General features: G+C 50.5%; 21 protein-coding genes and 1 tRNA gene. 6 read left to right on the top strand and 16 right to left on the bottom strand.

All coding sequences use genetic code 11. The features are described 5' to 3' along the window. Positions 1-15 precede the first annotated feature (15 nt). The 7 genes from GWK77_00295 to GWK77_00265 form a co-directional block, all read right to left on the bottom strand. Positions 16-189, bottom strand: coding sequence for a hypothetical protein (locus GWK77_00295; protein QHU92628.1), 174 nt, complete (start codon positions 187-189; stop codon positions 16-18). Positions 190-247: 58 nt separating this feature from the next. Then, positions 248-646 (bottom strand): hypothetical protein, encoded by a 399-nt coding sequence (locus tag GWK77_00290; protein ID QHU92627.1) that lies wholly within the window; start codon positions 644-646, stop codon positions 248-250. 19 nt (positions 647-665) lie between these two features. Beyond that, a complete protein-coding gene (locus tag GWK77_00285; GenBank protein ID QHU92626.1) occupies positions 666-1,643 on the bottom strand; it encodes a ribonucleotide-diphosphate reductase subunit beta in 978 nt (325 codons plus the stop codon). Between the two features lie 16 nt (positions 1,644-1,659). Beyond that, positions 1,660-4,062, bottom strand: coding sequence for a ribonucleoside-diphosphate reductase subunit alpha (locus GWK77_00280; protein ID QHU92625.1), 2,403 nt, complete (start codon positions 4,060-4,062; stop codon positions 1,660-1,662). Positions 4,063-4,435: 373 nt separating this feature from the next. Then, positions 4,436-4,954, bottom strand: coding sequence for a hypothetical protein (locus tag GWK77_00275; GenBank protein ID QHU92624.1), 519 nt, complete (start codon positions 4,952-4,954; stop codon positions 4,436-4,438). Further along, on the bottom strand, positions 4,954-5,496 hold the full coding sequence (locus tag GWK77_00270; protein ID QHU92623.1) for a GNAT family N-acetyltransferase: 543 nt from the start codon (positions 5,494-5,496) through the stop codon (positions 4,954-4,956). Before GWK77_00270 ends, GWK77_00275 begins: the two co-directional genes overlap by 1 nt. A gap of 291 nt (positions 5,497-5,787) precedes the next feature. Beyond that, positions 5,788-5,879 (bottom strand) — tRNA-Ser (locus GWK77_00265). Between the two features lie 75 nt (positions 5,880-5,954). On the opposite strand from GWK77_00265, the gene GWK77_00260 reads away from it, so the two are divergent. Continuing rightward, a complete protein-coding gene (locus GWK77_00260) occupies positions 5,955-7,109 on the top strand; it encodes an ATP-binding cassette domain-containing protein (protein ID QHU93407.1) in 1,155 nt (384 codons plus the stop codon). Continuing rightward, the gene (locus GWK77_00255) at positions 7,106-8,323 is read left to right on the top strand and encodes an FtsX-like permease family protein (protein QHU92622.1); all 1,218 of its coding nucleotides are present in this window, start codon (positions 7,106-7,108) and stop codon (positions 8,321-8,323) included. The genes GWK77_00260 and GWK77_00255 overlap by 4 nt, the downstream gene beginning before the upstream one ends. A gap of 95 nt (positions 8,324-8,418) precedes the next feature. Here the strand turns inward: GWK77_00255 and GWK77_00250 are convergent, their stop codons facing one another. After that, positions 8,419-9,456 carry a hypothetical protein gene (locus tag GWK77_00250; GenBank protein ID QHU92621.1) on the bottom strand — a complete coding sequence of 346 codons (1,038 nt, stop codon included), beginning with the start codon at positions 9,454-9,456 and terminating at the stop codon, positions 8,419-8,421. Positions 9,457-9,533: 77 nt separating this feature from the next. Here GWK77_00250 and GWK77_00245 point away from each other — a divergent pair, with 77 nt between their 5' ends. Both GWK77_00245 and GWK77_00240 read left to right on the top strand, forming a co-directional pair. Beyond that, positions 9,534-10,004: a hypothetical protein gene (locus tag GWK77_00245; GenBank protein QHU92620.1), complete on the top strand. Its 471-nt coding sequence runs from the start codon at positions 9,534-9,536 to the stop codon at positions 10,002-10,004. Between the two features lie 56 nt (positions 10,005-10,060). Then, complete coding sequence (locus GWK77_00240; GenBank protein QHU92619.1) at positions 10,061-11,989, top strand: hypothetical protein; 1,929 nt, start codon at positions 10,061-10,063, stop codon at positions 11,987-11,989. Positions 11,990-12,072: 83 nt separating this feature from the next. Here the strand turns inward: GWK77_00240 and groL are convergent, their stop codons facing one another. From groL to GWK77_00220, 4 genes are all read right to left on the bottom strand, one after another. Continuing rightward, positions 12,073-13,716 carry a chaperonin GroEL gene (gene groL, locus GWK77_00235; protein ID QHU92618.1) on the bottom strand — a complete coding sequence of 548 codons (1,644 nt, stop codon included), beginning with the start codon at positions 13,714-13,716 and terminating at the stop codon, positions 12,073-12,075. A gap of 19 nt (positions 13,717-13,735) precedes the next feature. Beyond that, entirely contained in the window at positions 13,736-14,002 is a 267-nt protein-coding gene (locus tag GWK77_00230) for a co-chaperone GroES (protein ID QHU92617.1), read from the bottom strand. Between the two features lie 69 nt (positions 14,003-14,071). Further along, a complete protein-coding gene (locus tag GWK77_00225; protein ID QHU92616.1) occupies positions 14,072-14,491 on the bottom strand; it encodes a hypothetical protein in 420 nt (139 codons plus the stop codon). A 28-nt stretch (positions 14,492-14,519) separates the two neighbouring features. Beyond that, the gene (locus GWK77_00220) at positions 14,520-15,377 is read right to left on the bottom strand and encodes a hypothetical protein (protein QHU92615.1); all 858 of its coding nucleotides are present in this window, start codon (positions 15,375-15,377) and stop codon (positions 14,520-14,522) included. 141 nt (positions 15,378-15,518) lie between these two features. On the opposite strand from GWK77_00220, the gene GWK77_00215 reads away from it, so the two are divergent. Then, entirely contained in the window at positions 15,519-16,805 is a 1,287-nt protein-coding gene (locus GWK77_00215; protein QHU92614.1) for a hypothetical protein, read from the top strand. Beyond that, positions 16,805-17,332, top strand: a complete 528-nt coding sequence (locus tag GWK77_00210) for a hypothetical protein (GenBank protein ID QHU92613.1) — start codon at positions 16,805-16,807, stop codon at positions 17,330-17,332. Before GWK77_00215 ends, GWK77_00210 begins: the two co-directional genes overlap by 1 nt. Here GWK77_00210 and GWK77_00205 read toward each other — a convergent pair. From GWK77_00205 to GWK77_00190, 4 genes are all read right to left on the bottom strand, one after another. After that, positions 17,321-17,620 (bottom strand): hypothetical protein, encoded by a 300-nt coding sequence (locus GWK77_00205; GenBank protein ID QHU92612.1) that lies wholly within the window; start codon positions 17,618-17,620, stop codon positions 17,321-17,323. The two genes, GWK77_00210 and GWK77_00205, sit on opposite strands and share 12 nt — an antisense overlap. A 188-nt stretch (positions 17,621-17,808) precedes the next feature. Continuing rightward, positions 17,809-18,084 (bottom strand): hypothetical protein, encoded by a 276-nt coding sequence (locus GWK77_00200; protein QHU92611.1) that lies wholly within the window; start codon positions 18,082-18,084, stop codon positions 17,809-17,811. Positions 18,085-18,113: 29 nt separating this feature from the next. Then, the gene (locus GWK77_00195) at positions 18,114-18,455 is read right to left on the bottom strand and encodes a hypothetical protein (protein QHU92610.1); all 342 of its coding nucleotides are present in this window, start codon (positions 18,453-18,455) and stop codon (positions 18,114-18,116) included. Between the two features lie 147 nt (positions 18,456-18,602). Beyond that, positions 18,603-18,896: a hypothetical protein gene (locus GWK77_00190; GenBank protein QHU92609.1), complete on the bottom strand. Its 294-nt coding sequence runs from the start codon at positions 18,894-18,896 to the stop codon at positions 18,603-18,605. Positions 18,897-18,909: the final 13 nt, after the last annotated feature.

The following is an 18,909-nucleotide window of genomic DNA, read 5'->3' as shown; positions in this document are numbered from 1 at the left end:
GACACCTTTGTTGTTTTATTCACAACCGTCACATATCGTCAGACTCGCCGGGTCAATGGGTGCAGCGATGCCACCACTCATTTTCGCCTGCTCATCGGCTACCGCCTGAGCCGCCTGCATTGCCGCATCAATAGCACTCAGCTTTTCCTCTAAAGACATGTCGTCAGTAATAATTTTACCTGCATTCATTCCTATGTTCCCCTATATTTAGTATAACCTTATGGTTATTGTACGCTAGTGCTAGCGCTTATGCAATAAAATGCAGCCAATTTTCCGTTGTGGTTTTTTCATCAAGTTGGCCAATCGGCATGGCATAAAACCGCGGCGTATCGACTTGCGGCATAAAGCCCCCCAGCTTCTTGGCATATGCCTTCTGAGCAGCCGCCAACTCCGCTTCATCAACGATTTCCCGGACAGTTGTCGTCAAGAATACTGCATTTTTCTGCTCATCCCAAACGACAAATTCCGCTTTGCCCGTACGAAAGGCGTTGTGCGCGTGACGCGACATTGGGTCTGACACCCAAACGAGCATATCATCCAGCCGCGCAAAATGCAGCGCCGTCACCAGTGGCGTACGATCACGATTGACCGTTGCCAGCGCACCCACCTCTACCGTGTCTAAAATCTCTGTTGCTAATTTGTTCATCGTGACACCCCCATCAATCCTATTTCGTCGTATTCACCTCGTAACTGGTATTAGTGCTCTCAAAGAAATTCACCAATTCCAGCGTGTCATTTGCCGTAGCCATCCATTTGGCTGGGTTGGCTACGTTGTACTCCGGCTCAAATCCAAGCTCGACCAAGCGACGGTCAGTCATGTGCATGACATATTGATTGACATAATCAGCGTTTAGGCCCAAGATGCCCTTTGGCAGCATGTCCTTGTTGTACTCTTTCTCCAGCTCAACCGCCTGCAGGATAAGCCCGCGAATCTCTTCAGCAAATTCCTGAGTTTGCAGTTCTGGATTTTCGTCCAAGATAGTCAGCAGCAAATTAATACCAAAGGTCAGGTGTAAGTTCTCATCCTTGGTGATCCAGTCCAGCAGTGTACCGACATTGCGCAGCAAGTTACGCTGGCGGAAGCTCATACCAACCATAAAGCCCGAATAGAACCAAATGCCCTCCAGCACAATATTATACGCCACCAGCGAGCGGACAAAATCTTTCTTGCCCTCCAGAGAGTAAATGTCCAAGTTTGGATCAAGCATCACATCCAGGTGCTTGTTCTGGAAATCTGCCTTGTCGGCCAGCGACTTCTTGCCAAAGCCCGCCGCGTAAATTTCCTCGCGATCAAACGGAAACGTCTCGATGATGTACTCAAAGGTCATGAAGTGGTTGGCCTCTTCCCACATCTGCTTTGACAGATACAGCTGTGCTTCAGCGGCGTTAACGTATGGATAAATACCAAAGGCCAGCGACTTGTTGATTAGTAGCTCGTTTGGGTTAAGGTAGCTAATTACCGTTTTGAGCGCGTGCTTTTCCTCGTCACTGAGTTTTTCAAAATCTGCCAAATCCTGTACCAGCTGCACCTCGTTAGGAAACCACGTGTTCGCCACCGCTTGGTTGTATAAATCATACGCCCACGGATAGCGGATTGGATGCAGTGATAAACCGTCGCGTAGTCCTGAACCTAAAATACCCATTAATATTTCCCTCCTTTTATTTATTAACCTTGGCAAACCCAAACCCGCGCGTTTTAGCACCAGTTCGAATCTTCTGTTCTGCTAATTTTTCTACCGATACCGTGGTCTGCTCTGACTGATGGCGCGGCTTGACGTGCAGATAGTAGGTGGTTTTCAAACCACGGCGCCACGCCTCAGAATAAATCTCCACATATTCATCAATATCGCGAGTTTCAAGATACATATTGCGGCTAATCGCCTGGTCAACCCACTTTTGCGCCCGCGCTGCCACCTCGATAAAGGCGTAGGGGCTAAGCTGGAAGCTAGTCTTGTAGACATCACGCAGTTTTTGCGGAATGCCGTCAATGTGCTGAATATCACCCTGCGCGGCAAATATTTCATCCTTCAGACGATCCCACAAATTCAGCTCTTTCAAGTCACGAACCAGATTATGATTCACTTCCAAAAACTTACCATTTAAGGTCGAGCGGCTGAAAATCTGCGCAAACTGCGGATCAATACCCGGCGTCGTACCCGCCACGTGACCGATGTTAGCGGTCGGGGCGATAGCCATCAGCGTCGCATTACGCATACCTTTTTTCACTTTTTTGCGCAAACTATCCCAGTCCAGGCGCGTTTTGCGATCAATCTTTACCTTTAGCTTGCGATCATCAGACAATGCATCCAATGTATCAACTGGCAGCAGCCCCTTGCTCCAGCCGCTACCGTTATATGTCGGATAACTGCCCAGCTTGGCTGCTAGATCCGCCGACTGGTCGATGGCGTGGTAGCTGATGAATTCCGTCAATTGATCAATTAACTCATACGCGTCATTCGACTCATAGCAGTAGCCGAGCTTTTCCAGCACATCGGTAAAGCCCATAACGCCGATACCGATTGCCCGCGTCTGCTGATTTGAGTGCATCGCCTCTGGAATTGGTGTCTGGGTAATGTCCACCAGATTATCGAGCTGGCGCGTTGCTGCCCGTGCCGCCTCTTGCAGCCGTTCCCAGTCCCATGTCTTATCCTCGCGCAAGAACGCCGACAGATTGATACTGATGAGGTTGCAGGTAGCGATATTTTTCTCATCCTGCGGCAGGGTAATTTCCGTGCAGAGATTAGACAGGTGAATCGTACCGGTATTGTTGTTCAGGGCGCGGACGTTAATGGTGTCTTTCCACGTCAGCCATGGGTGACTGGTGGCCTGCAGGCTGGTCAGGATTTGCTTGAACTGCTGACGGGCTGGTACTTTGTCAAAGACGCGCAGCTTACCAGCCTCCGCCAGCTTGACATACTCTTTGTAGCGAGCTGAGAACTCCTCACCATATAGCTCGGGCAGATCCGACGTTTCTGCTGGATCAAACAGATACCAATCTTGGTCTTTCTGCACTCGCTTCATAAACTCATCAGAGATGAACACCGCAGTGTTAGCAAAACGCGTTCGCATATATGGATCGCCGGAGTTGGAACGCAGGTCGATGAACTCCTTGAAATCAATGTGCCAATTTTCCATATACACCGCCGCCGCGCCCATCTTTTTACCCTTGCGTGACACAGCAAATAGCGCCGTATCGATCATCTTTATAAACGGGATCGGCCCGGTGCTCGTTGTGTTGGTTGTCTTGACTGGACTGCCCGACGCTCGTAGCTTGGTAAAGCTAATACCAATGCCGCCCGTACCTTTGGCAATCCACATAGTGTCGCGAATCGATTTAGCGATTGACTCCATGTCATCCTGTACTTCCAACAAGAAACAGTTACTAAGCTGCGGGAAGGCGCAGCCAGCATTAACCCGAGTCGAGCCGCCTGGCACATACTCCAGATTGCTCATATGATGATAGAACGAAATTGCTGCGGCTGTAGGATCTTCTTCGTTGTAGCTCAGCCCCATAGCGATACGCATGTGGGTAAACTGCGGCGGTTCAATTGGCTCACTGCCGTGCTTACGTAGAGCGTAGCGGTTACGGTTGGTAATCACGCCGAGATATTTACTGAGGTCATCTTTAGCAGGATCAAGTGCTTCGCCAAGCTTCTTTAGGTCAAACCGACCATCACCCATCCGCTCATCAAGCAGACCGTCCTTAACCGCTGCTCTAACAAACTTCGGGAACTCCCGCGCGTGCAATCTCTTTAACTCAGCTGCTGTCTCGTAATCACCTAGTGTATTTTTGTAAATATTCTTCAGTAGAAGCCGAGCCGCGATCTTATCATAATCTGGATCATCCTTGACATTTTGCAGTGTCGTCTGAATCACTGCCTCGTCTAGCTGCTCAGTCGTAATCCCATCAAATAGCGTCAGCTGCAACTCGGTCGCTACCTGCACCACCTTTGAAACCTGATCCGGCAGCCCGTCGCAGGCCTTCAAAATCGCCGCATTAATTTTATTTGCATCAAACGGCTCTTTCGTCCCATCGCGTTTGACGACGTTAATTTGTTGCACCTATTTCCCTCCTTGATGCTCAGCAAAACTACCGCCGACCTCTCTACAGTGGCGACTGACACCTCTCGTCTATTTGCTTTTTGTTTAGTACCCTCTACACATTTAGTGTATATATACTATGATAAAGCACTAGATGTGGCGCGACAAGAGGATTTGTGAATTTTACAATGAAAACAGCTCACTAACTGATTATTCTCTGCCAACGAACCACGGAGGCAACCGTTAGTAGTCACCCCTCGGGCATATCGGCGAGGATATCGTCCGGTGATCACCAGCTAATATCGACGTCTTGCATGAGCAGTATCCATAAAATCATACACAAAATCTCCGCTTCGCGGCAGGAAGCAAAAGGCTTCTCTGTTAGAAGTGGCGCTTAGTGGTTGGTCACCGGGAGCATAGCGAAGGATGCATTTAGCATCGCTGCTAGTAGCGGCATCGAACGTCGGTTGTGCTGAGCCGGCCACTTCATTGCGTATGCCGACAAATGGTAGCTCCACGCCGATTTCTTTGTACGATTTCCAATCCGTGCAGCGATATGGCCGGGCGCAGTTGGCAAATTGAGAGCATAAACTCCACCGTCAACTGCATCCATACCATAGTACATCTTAGCAATTCTGGCGTTGATACAGGCTCCAATGCACATCAAGCAAGGCTCAAGAGTTGAATACAACACAGCGTTTGAAGCCACACTCCAAATTCGATGTCCAAGACATTCAATCATTGAATTCTCTCCGTGACATGCAGGACCTCCGCGAGCAACACAGGTCTCCCCAATAGCAACCACTTTCCCGTCAACCGCCAAGACACAGCCAATGGAGTTCTCGCCATTCTGCATCGCGCTACGAGCCGCACCCAATGCACGCTCCATTAACCGAGAATCGTATTCATTCATCATTGACCACCGTACAAATTTCCACAAGTCACTCTTTCAAACCCTAGAGACGAGTACATCTCCTCCACTGGCGAGTCCGCTTCAGTCTGCAGCAGAATTGTAGGATTGTCGTGCTTAAACCGCGCGTTTACCTCACGCACTATTGCTTTTGTAGCAAGAGAGCCGTAGCCTTTTCTTCTGGAATCAGGGGCTGTTCCTACCGAGTAGATCGCCCCAACATCTGGCCCAATCAGGGCCGAGCCGACTGCGACACACCGACCGTCTACCGTAACCTTGCTATGTACGGCATGAATCAACGGATGCTTGGGCTCCTGTTGTGCATACGACCGCACATATGCAAAGGGGAGCCCAGAATAGCCAATCCCCTCGCCCTCCTCCTCGGAAGTGCCATACGCGGCCTCGAAGACCATCAACATATCCTTATCGGGCCGATCCACGATCGTGGTGGAAGCTCCCGAAGAATCGGTGGTCGAATCGTCTGTTAGCGCAGTGTTATCGGCCAAGACCATCCATGCTTCACGAGATTCCAGAGAAAAGGACATGTCGTTAAGCGAATCCGTAGTCCAGATGTTGAAAGGATATCCGTACTGCCTACAGTAGGTGGATATCTGCGCCATGTCCCCCTTCGAAGGCGCCCTCCCATCAACGCGGTAAGCGTAGTTCCAGTAGCAGTCGTCAATTCCCGACTGCCCTTGGGCATACCACCATCCATTCCCAATCGAATGAATCCCACGCAAAAAGACGCCAACGTTTGCTTCATTGTGGAATTGAACGAGTTTTGGTAGGATCATAACTTTCATTCTATCGATGGCGCCGAGGAATAAGTATCACTCTGGCGGAAGGACGGGGATTCGAACCCCGGAGGCCCCGTGAAGAGCCTACACACTTTCCAGGCGTGCCAGTTCAACCACTCCTGCATCCTTCCATGATGCATATTATAACAGAAAGTCCGCTAGCGGTTGCAACCGGAGCGGCTTTTTGTCTATAATAAAAAGCAATGATGAACGATCCTTCAACGCGAATTAAACTTACTAATGTAACGAAACGATTTGGCTTTGGTGACGCCGAGCAGGTGGCGCTGGACAATGTCAATCTCGAGGTCAAAAAGGGCGAGTTTATCGCCATCGTCGGCCCGTCCGGTTGTGGCAAGACTACTCTGCTCAACATCCTCGGGCTGCTCGACCACCCCTCAGAGGGTGAATATTACCTCGACAACAAACCGGTCGAGGATCTGACGGCGACCCACCACGCCACAATTCGCTCTCGCGATATTGGCTTTATTTTTCAACATTTCAATCTTATTCCACGCCTGACGGTGATTGATAATGTTGCCCTGCCGCTTACTTATAAAGGCATCAGCAAAACCAAGCGCCTCCAAGAAGCCAGCCGGATTTTACGCAACTTCCATCTGGGCGAGCGCGAGTATTATCTGCCGCATCAATTATCCGGTGGTCAAGTTCAGCGTGTAGCGATCGCCCGAGCACTAGTCAATAGTCCATCAATCATCCTGGCCGACGAGCCGACCGGTAACCTCGACTCCAAGTCCAGCCACATCATCATGGAGGAGCTGTCCGATATTCATCGACGAGGCAACACGATTATCATGGTGACGCACAATCCAGAGCTGCTGTCCTATGCCAGCCGGGTGATTTCTATGCTCGATGGGCGCATTGATACTGATACGCACCATATCAAGAAGATCTTTAAGCAAAAGCTGGGCGGTGATGACCAACCAGCAACTCCAGCTAAATCAACTCCATCACATACAGCAACCGCCAAAGACGCAAACGATGAGTCGGAGGAAAAAGCCAAGCCAACCGAGCCAACAAAGACCACTCCCGAGAAGCAAATGGCTGAACAGCCGGCCATAGCGACTACTCCCGACAAACCTGCTAGCCCAGTGAAGTCCCCGGATGACCTCCCGCCAAAGCGACCGCTTGGCGCCACCTCGGCCAAAGCAACCACAAAGACTGTTAAAGCCGACAGCGATCATGGTAAAAAATCAGCAGATTCTGATGCCGCAAAAACCGCTGCTCCATCGACCGACAAGAAACCCGCCCCTAAATCCGATAAAGCCGACGACGCAAAAACCGATGCCGCCAAATCAACGAAGAAACCAGTCAAAAAAGAACGGAAAGCTACGAAAAAGTCATGAAAATGCTCCTCAATAATCACTTCGAGAACGCGGTCGAGTCGCTCAAGTCAAATAAAGTCCGCACCTATCTGTCGATTTTTGGCATCATGGTCGGCATCGCCAGCATTACCATTATCCTGTCATTACTGACCGGCACGAGCCGCCTGTTTGGTGATCAGTCCGCCAAAATCTCTGACACCACCGCACTAATCCGGTCTGGCAGCGAGGCGCGGCCGGATTCGTTACTGTCACTCAGCTCCGGACACGCCGCCCAGATGGTGAATACACTGACCGAGCAGGACGCCCGAGAAATTGCCAAGGCGACCAACAACAGCGCCGCACCACTGGCAACGTTTCGCACAAATATATCAACACCGGACGGCAAGACTAAACTAGAGCGCACCACCGTTATCGGTAGCTCAGGCGAACTGGCCAAACTCGCCGGCCTCAAGTTGCGCGAGGGACAATTCATCGACGAGGCCAACGGCGTCGTGATCGGCAAGCAGCTGTCAATTGACCTATTCGGTACTGAAAAATCCCTCGGCAGCGTCCTCAAGCTTCGCGGCGAAACGCTCACTGTCGTCGGCGTTCTCGACGAGCCAGAAACTGCGCCTAGTTACCTCGGTGTTGATTTTAATCGCTCCATTATCCTGCCGCTGGCCGTCAGCAAAAAGTTCACCCAAAACACCGCCCAGATCCAGCAAATCCTCATCACCGCCGACAATGGTACGGCGCTGCAAACCAAAATTGATGCAGCCAAAAAAGTCCTCGCCCAGCAACATCAGGGCGATACCGACTACCACACCTTGGTCGGCCAAGCCATCACCGCACCGAATTCACACCTGGTGAACGCGCTCTCGACAGCCATGGCGGTTATCGCCGGCATCTCGCTACTGGTCGGCGGCATCGGCATCACTAACATCATGCTGGTTTCGGTTGCCGAACGCCAGCGCGAAGTCGGTATCCGTAAAGCCGTTGGCGCCACCAACCGCACTATCGTCGCCCAATTCCTCATTGAATCAGCCATCATCGGCCTGTTTGGCGGTATTCTCGGCTACGTTATCGGCCTCGGCGCGTCATTCCTCCTCGGTATGTACCTACCATTCACCCCGGTTCTCGAATGGCAAGCAGCCGCCCTGACCATCGGCGGAGCACTGATCATCGGTATGCTCTTTGGCATCTATCCAGCCAGCCGCGCTGCCGGTAAAGACCCAATCGAGAGCTTGCGCCACTGATTCACACAAATCCGCCACGACCTTCAATGGGCTCTAAAATAAAAGCAACGCCCCGCTCCCCGGGCGCCGCTTTTCATGTTCTAGATCAAACTGACTTACGACAATTCTTTCTTTAACTGCTCCACCAATGCCACTGGCTCTGGATTAACCCCGTTGAGAATGCCCGCATAAATACTGACAATCTCACCAAGCGCCAGACCCCACAGCAGCTGCTCAAGCAGCGTCTCGCCCTGTAGCTCGACTACTTCGGCCTTCGGGCGCATACCCGATAGCAACCGATCGGTCAGCTCCATCCGCTCCCGAATTCGCGGACGCTCAAGACTGCTCCGAAAATCCACGACCTTATACGGCTTATCGACCGGATGTGATGACCAGCCGATGAACTCATTGTGGCTGAACTCCGGATATTGATTCCAAAACGCCACGTTTTTCGCTGACTCGTTAAAGCTAATCTTCCACTTATACGCCAGCGGCCATGTCAGCTCGCCCGCATAAAACACTTGGGTCGAACCAACGAGCTTGAGCGCCAGTTGCTTGGCATAATTATCCGCCGTTGGCACCTCCTCAGCCCACTGGCTCAGCTGGTCCTTCAGCCACGTACCACTAGCTGCCACTGCTTGGTACAGACTATCGTCAATCACCTCAAACTGACTGAGCAGCTTTAGCAACCCACGCAAATGATAAATCGTTGACATCCGCGGCTGACCGCCCGACGGAACGCGCACCCGCGGCAGATTATCTGCCTCGGCCGCCGCAAACAATTTTCCGCCCGTCGCCATCACCGCCAACTGACAGCCGCGCTGACGAGCCTGCTGATAGCAACTCATCGTCTCCTCGGTGTTTCCCGAGTGGCTGATAGCAATAACTAGTGTTTTTTCATTCACAAAATTCGGCAACTGATAACCCTTCGTCACTTCAAGTGGCACCGTGACCCGATCCGCCGTCAGCACCTTGACCATATCCGCCGCCAGCGCTGAGCCGCCCATACCCGCCAGCACCACATTAGCCACCTCACCGGGACTCGCCGGTGACTCCACCTCGGCCGCAAAGTCCGTCTGCATCGTTACCGCCACCGCACTCGTTCGTGTACTACCCGGATCGCGCTGCGCTAAAAGATTTTTATCGTCAAGCATCTTGAAATTCCTCCTTTTCCTGTGTTACAGTATAGCATAGAAAGCAAGCATAATCGTAATGTGAAAAGAGGTGGGGTATGACAATTCAAGACAGCGGACAAGTCAACAGCGATCAAGATCTAGCTAGCGTGTTAGCGGGCGTCTCTGGTGGCAATGATGATAATCTACGATTTGAAGAAACCGGCGCCCAGGACGCTGACACAACTAGCCGCCCGACCAAGCCACAAACCAACACCACGCCCGGATTGGTCACGCCAGCACCGCGGCCAACCACCGACAGCACTAGTCGGCCATATGCCACGCCGACCGATATGTCGCTTGATGATATCAAGCAAAATGCCCTCAGCGAGCTTCGGCCACTGGTTGGCAAGCTCAACGTCTCGCCCGAGGAAAAATTCGACACCTACCTCCTGTTACTGCGCTCGACTGACGACACCTCGCTGATCGGCCCGGCGCATGAAGCTGCCGTTGCTATCCCCGACGAAACCCGCAAAGCACAAGCGCTGCTTGATATTATCAAGGAAATTGATTTCTTGTCGCAGAGCTGAGACCTGCTATTTATGTATAATTTGCTAATTTATTAGTTTTATTGTACAATTCATACATGTCTTTAGTTACATCGGAGCGTAGCGACAGGTATTGTCCTATTTCTGAAACATCAAGTGTCAGTCCAGAAACTATGCGGGATGTCGCTGCGGCAAAACTCCAGCTCTATGAAGAAACACTCCATGACCTCCTCAACCAGCAATCCCCAGACCAATTATCAGGCCTGTATGACATGCCAAGTTACGACGCCCCCTTTGTTCGTGACATGCTCGGGCTGCGCGGTGGTGGCGTCAAAGATTTTTCAGATATTGCTAAAACTTCCACTGATCATACAGCCATTCGCAATACAGCTCTCAACCTGGGCTTTCTCCATGAAGAGCTTGGTGACAAACTAGAACATAGTGGTAGACAGCTTGATGTTGCGCTGCCCCGTGACATGCAACCTATCGGTGATGTATCTGCAATAATTGTACCAGGTGGAGCTGGTGCCACTAATGGGATCCGCCTACTCGGTGCCCTCGCGGCAATACAAGAAGGTAAAATCAACACCTCAGAAATTATCCTCACCACCTGTGACCGTCCAACCACTGAAGCAGAGCGCAAGCGAGCCGAAGCACAGGGTTTTAAAAGCGACGCGACTGAATTTGAACTATGTCTTGGCGCTGCAGCATCCCTTTTGGGGGACATTTCTTGGGAAGAAAGTACTCTACCAACTCCATACGAAAGTAATGACTTGACAAAAGTACATCAGGGGTGGGCGAGAATATCGACGCCACACGGCACGCAAATTATCAGTCTCAGTGTATTGTCGGCTCCAATTGACAGCAACCGTACCATGTCCGATGGCAGTAAGCCGCGTCGTGCCAATACCCAAGAAACCTTTAGGGCTGCCTTTCCTCTGCTCGATGAGGGCGGCAAGATAGCAATCGTCTCGTACGATACTTGGATACCGTATCAAGAACTAGCGGGACTCGATACCTTTCTGCTCGAAAACAACACGGATGTCGTTGCATTTGGCCCACAAAAAACCGAGCGCCTCACAGGTGGTTCTATCCAGCAACCCGAGCAAGTCATTGATGAAATTGTCAAAGTATACACTTATTATGTCAATCTTTTAGTCAAGGCCGAGACCCGTATCGAGAACCAGCGCCGTATACAACAGTACGCCGAAACGGCTATTCCAGACATGACCGAACTACGCGACGCCAAAATGCGTATCGGCTATCGCGATATTCCATTTGCAGCGAGCAGTGGCTTACTTCATGAACTGCGTCAAGAACCGTTGGTTGACCTAGCCAGCCATGGTATTGCCGGCCAATCTTATTATTCTCGGCGCAACGCCACGACCGGCGCACGTGTTCCTAGCGTCAACAAATCGATCTATATCCGAGAGTCAGTTGCAAGAAAACTGGCGGACATTAACACCTTTCTCCAAAGCCCCGAAGTTACCAAATTTTTTGGTAGTGCCGTGGAGGTATATGTTGAGGAGGGGCTACGCTCCACTGACATGCAATCATCACTATATCACCAACTCATACCAAATAGCATTCGACGCCATAACTCTGACCTCCAGGAAGATGATATCTATAAACGGCGCGACGAGATCATAGCCAAACCTTCGACTGCCAACAACCCGTCGCCACACGCAACGGGCGGAGCGATTGACATCCGCCTGCGCGCCAAGCCGAGCCCCTGGACACCAGACTTTGTAGCAGACAGCTTTATTGACATGGGTCATGTAGACGGTGACACCGGGCCGCGCAATAATCCTGATTATTTTGAGCAAGCAACGCCACTGGCGGACGAGGATATAACCACTCAGCGAAATCGTCGCTTTCTGTATAATCTGCTGACCGCCTATGGGTTTACGGTCAATCCTCACGAATGGTGGCACTTCGACTACGGCAACCAGCTATGGGCATTTGTGCGGAATTACCAGCTGGGCGAAAAAGCCGTACAGGCGCTGTTTGGAGCTACCGATAACTAGAGATGAAGACACCCTCATTCACACGTTAAAACTCCCCGCCGTTTCCAGCGAGGAATTCCATTCTTAACGATGTATGTAGAGCCTTACATCATCCCCATACCTGGCATGCCGCCAGGTGCAGCTGGAGCTTCTGGCTCTGGCACGTCGACGACCAGTGCGCCCATGGTTGCTGCAGTTGAGGCGATGGATACTGCGTTCTGCACCGCTTCCTTGGTGACGCGCGCCGGGTCGATAACGCCAGCTTTTTTAACATCCACCAATTCATTCGCAGGCTTCATAACATTAACGCCAAATCCAGCCTTGCCCGCTTCGACTTGCGCCAGTAGCGCGTCGGCATTCAAGCCGGCATTACGCATAATCTGCAGGAATGGCTGCTTCAAGGCGTCCTTTAGAATCTGCCGGCCAGCCGCGATGCTGTCTGCACCAGTCACCTTCAGACCGCCAGCCAAGTTCACCAAGGTTACGCCACCACCAGCGACGATTCCCTCAGCCAAGGCTGCCTTGGTAGCCGCCACAGCGTCGTCCACGCGGAACTTCTTTTCGTCAATTTCTGTCTCGGTCGCACCGCCGACTTTGATGACCGCCACCTTGCCAGACAGGGCGGCTGCCCGCTTGTCAAATTGTTCCTTTTCGTATTCGCTGGAGGCATTGTCGGACAGTGCCTTGATCTGAGCGATCTGCTCCTTCACGGCTGATGGCTTGCCCGCACCCTCAACGATGGTGGTTTCGTCTTTACCGACAATCACCTTGCGCGCTGAACCCAAGACCTCCAGGCCAGCATTCTCAAACGTCAACCCATGATCTTCAGAAATCACTGTTGCGCCGGTCAATACCGCGATGTCGCGCAAAATCTCCTTGCGGCGGTCGCCAAAGCTTGGCGCCTTAACAGCCACGGTGTTAAACACACCTTTCAGCTTGTTCAGCACCAAAATACTCAGCGCTTCACCTTCAACCTCATCAGCGATCAACACCACGTCCTTTTTCCCACTTTGTGCCAATTTCTCCAGCATTGGTAGGAACTCCTGCACGCTAGAAATTTTCTTATCGGTGATCAAAATCGCTGGCTTTTCGTAAACCGCCTCTTGCCGACCAGTGTCGGTGACGAAGAATGGACTGACCCAGCCCTTATCCAAGCTAAAGCCTTCAACGACCTCTGCCTCCAACTCCAAACCTTGGCCAGCTTCGACTGTCACCACACCGTCTTTGCCAACTTTCTCGATGACACCAGCGATCAATTTGCCAATTTCCGCGTCACCCGCCGAGATAGTTGCCACCTCGGCCACGCGCTCAGACTTGCCCTCAATTGGCTCAGCTAATTTATTTAGCTCTTTGACAATTTCTGCGCCAGCCTGCTCGATACCCTTGCGCAGCTCCATTGGGTTGTGGCCCGCTGCGATCAACCGGTTGGCTTCCTTCAAAATCGAATAGGTGAGCACTGTTACGGTCGTGGTGCCGTCACCAGCCTGCTTGTTCAAGTTCTTGGCTGCCTGCTTGATCAAATCAGCACCAACCTTGTAGCCCAGCGTCTCGTCGTCTTGCTCACCCAGCTCAATGCCTTCCGCTACCGTCACGCCGTCGTGCGTCACCGTTGGTCCGCCAAACCCCTTGGCAATCACCACATTGCGGCCCTTTGGTCCGTAGGTTACCTTAACTGCGTTATACAGCGCCTCGGCACCACCCAACACGCGAGCACGCGCATCATCATCGTAAAATACTTTTTTTGCCATAGTTTAAACTCCCCTTTTCTCAAACAACCGTTGCTAAAATATCTTCCTCGCGGACGATCAAATATTCTGTACCGTCAATCTTTAGATCCGTGGTCGAATATTCCTTATAAACAATTTTGTCACCCACGTTGACATTCTTGACGTCGCCGCCAACCGCTTTGACCTCGGCTACCACTGGCTTCTCCTTCGAACTATCCGGCAAATATAATCCGCTGGCCGTCTGTGTCTTCGCCTCCTCGCGCACCGCTACCACGCGGTCACCGAGAGGCTTGATAGGTGTATCCATATCATCCTCCATTTCGTTAACAATACACCCATTGTACCGCACTAAATTAGCACTCGTCAAGGGCGAGTGCTAGAAATCAAACTCCATGACCGCCCCACCCGGTTCCTCTGGATTTACCTGCTCTTCACTAACAACCAACTTTAGCCGATCATCCTCACCCCTCTCAATTCTCCCCGATCCACGAACTGCTTTCCCTGCCCCAACCGTAACATCTCCAGTCGCTCGAATAGAGGACTCATCATAGCCCGTCAAATCAAGCACCATGGTTGCATTTAGCATAATTGTCTCAGCACCACCGTCCTGTTGGTGTCGCCGTGTCGCCAACTCATTACCATCAAAATTAGGAGTCACGACCAACCGAAGCGCAACCGCGCCTACCTTGCCAGGTATCTCAGTGCTACGCTCGAGTGCTTCTATATATTGTTGTCTCAGAAATACTTCCGAGTTTAAATCGTCAGGGGTGATAATATCATATAAACGTATAGGCATCTTTAGTATTATAAACTATTCTGATATATCATGCAACATTATGTCCAACTTGCTGAATCACTGCATCCATAACGGAGCGGTAATAGCCTTGTTGATTTCTAAGCTGCCAATTCTTCAAAATGAGCTCGTCACCAAAATCACGACCCGTAAACCCAGACCACACTGCCATATACTTAGCATCTCTATGTTTTCTAGCAATTGCATTTGCTTCATCAGCGGCAGCTTGACTTGATTTAATATCAATCCCAACCTTAACACCGTTATAATTCACGACAATATCTATACCGTCCAGTTCTTCCTCATCGTTTGCACCCCTGATGCCGTGCACTTCCTGCATTGAACTTAGGACGCTCTCTGCTGCAATCTCCTGTCTCATACCAACGAGGGTTATTTGTGCTGCATTTTCTGCATATCGAGCGATTTCCTCGCTCTTACCCATCGTTAAAGCAACACCGCCAACAAAATCAGTTAACTGCCACATCCGCGAGCATTGCTCCGCATCTATTATCTTACGAAGAGCATGGTTAAATGTTATTATTGGACCAAGTAATTTCTTTTTCTCAGGACGCTCCATCATTTTGCCATGCTGATCAAGCTGTCGCTTCGCTAACAGCCAATTTGGTGTCGCCGCCATGAGCGCTAATTGACGAGTTTGGTCGCTCTCATATTTGCGGGTTCGCCCCACTCGCTCCGATACGGCTTGTGCAGCCATAATAGCAACTGCTTTTGCGCGCAGCACACTAGGCAAGCTTTCGATAAGGTGTACGCCCCACTCTTCGGTGTTACTCTTTTGTGCTGGCTGTCGCTCAGCTCTTTGAGACCTTACTTCATCGATTGTTTTTTGATACTCTGGTGTTTTTGTGACAGCATACAATAAGTCATTCACCCTGCCCCAACGAGGTGGCGTCAACCTTCGTGCTGATGTCCGTTCATGATTAAACATAACTACAATGTATACTAGCATAAACTTGATAAAAAATCAACTTCCTGACTCACTACCTATGTCAAAAGATGCTATACTATATCCATGAGACTCTTCAAAACCCTCATCTCGCGCATTCTCGCCCGCTCTGTCACTACATTCTTCCTGCATAATCCGCACATCAAGCTCGTTGCCGTCGTCGGCAGCGTCGGCAAAACTACTACCAAATCAACCCTCGTCAGCGTCCTAAACTCCAGCTATAAAGTCCGCACCAACCGCGGTAATTTCAACGCCGAGTTTAGCGCGCCGCTGGAAATTCTCGGTGTTGACTCACCACAGAATCCCCGCTCGGTATGGAATTGGTTATCGGTCTTGGGCCGAGCCCGCCGTGCTGCCCGCCGCCAGCATGACATCGACGTTGTCGTCCAAGAATTCGGCATTGATCACCCCGGCGAAATGGCTGCGTTTGGTCGCTATATTCGCCCTGACATCACCATCGTCACCGCCATTGCACCCGAGCACATGGAGTTTTTCGGCTCACTAGAAACTGTCGCCCGCGAGGAGTTCGCCCTCGCTGAATATAGCGAAAAAGTGATCTACAACCGCGACGACATTCGCCCCGAGTTCGTGGACTTCGCCGATTGCAGCCAAATCATTTCCTACGGCACCGAGCCGGGCGCCGACTACCAGATGGCTATCGGTAAATTTACCAGCGGCAAGGGCTTTCAGTGCCGGCTCATCCACGCCGACCAAACCTCGCGTCCATTCATCATCCCCGTTGTCGGCGCGCATCAACTCCGCGTTGCCGGCGGCGCAGCGGCGGTGGCGTTGGAGCTTGGACTTGACATCGAATGTGTGATGACCATGCTCGAGAATTTCACGCCAGTCAGCGGCCGCATGAATATCCTACCTGGCATCAACGACGCAACCATCATCGACGATTCGTATAATTCCAGTCCCCTCGCTGTAAAATCCGCCCTGACAACCCTCTACCAGCTGCCCGCCAAAACCAAAATCGCCGTCCTTGGCGACATGAACGAGCTGGGCGAGACCGCGGCTGCCGAACACGCTGCCGTTGGCGCACTGTGCGACCCAAAGCAGCTTGACCACGTCATCACTGTCGGCCGCTTGGCCGAGCAATTCCTCGCTCCAGTTGCTCGGCAAAATAGCTGCACCGTCACTTCGTTCGCCAAGGCCACCGACGCTGCCAAGCTCCTCGCTCGCCTGGCCAATAAAGACACTACTTTTCTCTTCAAGGGCTCCCAGGGTGGCATCTATCTCGAGGAGGCCATCAAGCCACTCCTCAAAAACCCCGCCGACCGCCAAAAGCTCGTCCGCCAGTCAGACGCGTGGCTCGAAAAGAAACAGCGGTTTTTTGAAAGCGACCATTGATGAGTGAAAATGCTCCATCAAAAAAATCAATTGCTACCCGCATTATGCGTTGGCTTATTTATGGCCTGACGATTCTCATTTTTGTGCTTGCAACTGCCCATAATGACCACCTACATAAGCTCAACTCTGACCAATTTGGTCCACCCGACTATTATTATGATTACTATCTGCACGACTCAATGTGGTTCATTGTGGCCATGCTTATCACCTTGCTCATGATAGGGATAACGGACCGGTCAATCGCCGCCCGCCGTCAGGCCCTACGCAATCGCTGGCCACTGGTTATAACAGGCATCCTGTTTTACCTCACAATACTCATACTGCTCCTCGACATGACGATCGGCGGGTGGGGCATTCCTGGACGCTGCGGTAGCGGATTTTCCAGGGGTAATTGCTTTCTGGCTGATGGGCTGGGAGAGTTTGTGTACCTATTCTGCGTACCACCACTTTTCATCTGTGGAACAATTCTTATGACTATCAATCACCGCACCAAGTACCGCCAGGGTCGTAAAAAATCACTGCGATAGCTTATAAAGGAACGCCAGCCAGAACAACGCCGCTACCGCGAGGCTACTGAACGCACAGAGTTTATATACACCCCGCAGCCACACCACCATCCACACTCCCGCCGCCGACAACAGCATCGGCAGCGCCATTGCTGCTATCTCAGTAACATGATATTCACGAATCCACCACGTATCCCACCTCGCCACAATAAAGAGCAGCACGCACAAAGCTATCGGTGCGACTACCAGTAAAATCACGACCGTATCGCTTAAATATGGCTTGTCTGTCGTCGCTACATTGTCTTTCATAACCTACCCCTCATGATAAATCGGTTGTGTTAGTTAATCAACCTATCACCGCGACCAAACAGCCGCCAAATCATTGCACCTAAATTTATTTCTCACAACTCACCCCCTTCGGTAGTCTATTTAATTTTATTAATCCTCGTGGTTTGTAACCGTTTGATCCTGGCCTCAATGCGGGCGATAAATAGTCTTCAGGCTTTAAGGCGTAGCACTTCTCGTTTATGTCTTTTACCAAAACTAGGCATGCCTTTTGAAATATTATTCTCTTTATCATCTTCTTTATCTTCGTTAAGCTCTGGTTTACCATTGCGGGCTGTATAGAGAATTGGGTCGGTGATTTCAGGATCGCAGGCGTCGTCGATGCCGTCAAGGTCTTCGTCTTTCCCTGAAGGTTTCAAAAAGGCTCCACAGGGTTGATTTTTATCTGGTGTACCGTTTTCGTCGATATCCTGAGACTTGTAGACCATAGCCACATATTCTCCTCTTTTTCTCACCGCTAAAAACGTATATCACTATATAAATCCCAACCAATCCAATAAGTTAAGATTGCGACAAAAATAAGAACAATAAACACCCAGATAAGTCGTTGCCACCATTTTTCAAGTAGAAAGACATTTACAAGCGAGCACAAAATTACTACTCCTGCTATAATTTTATAGAGCATAGAGGTTTGGTCACTTATTAGATTCGCTACCATCCAGCTATATAACCAGAATACGACTAGAAGTCCGGTGAACGTTTGAATATACAGACCAGCCACCCGTCTTTTTTTACTGATAGATTTTTCATTTATTAACTTACCAGATATATTATCATTAACCATTTCTTTATTCTTCACAACCAACCCCCTTCGGTAGTGTATTTAGTTTTATCAATCCTCGTAGCTTATATTCTTTTGATCCTGGTTTGAGTGCTGGTGATGGATGGTCTTCTGGTTTTAGGGCGTAGTAGCCTACGATAACTTCAGTATCGTTAACCCCAGAGCTTAGAACTGAAATTCCCTCAGCCCAATAGCTATGATGTAAGCTAATACCGCAATAACCCCAACAAGTATCCCAGGAATACACCATAATTTTATCCTGCCTCGACAACAAACTAGGATAGCTCCCCCGATGACAAAGGCTCCAATTCCTATGAGTAGATAACCGAAATGAGCTTCAGAGTAATGTGGAAATATGAATTTTTCAGCTATTATTTGATAGATTACGAGCGTGAGGATGGGAATTATCCCTATAATTATAGTGATTATGTTTTGACACGTTTGTTTATTCTTTTTCACAACCTACCCCCTT

Source organism: Candidatus Saccharibacteria bacterium oral taxon 488 (genome assembly GCA_010202645.1).
In the GTDB taxonomy this organism is placed as follows: Bacteria; Patescibacteriota; Saccharimonadia; order Saccharimonadales; family Saccharimonadaceae; genus Nanosynbacter.
Note: the sequence above shows the minus strand (reverse complement) of the source record. Positions and strands in the feature narration are given on the sequence as shown.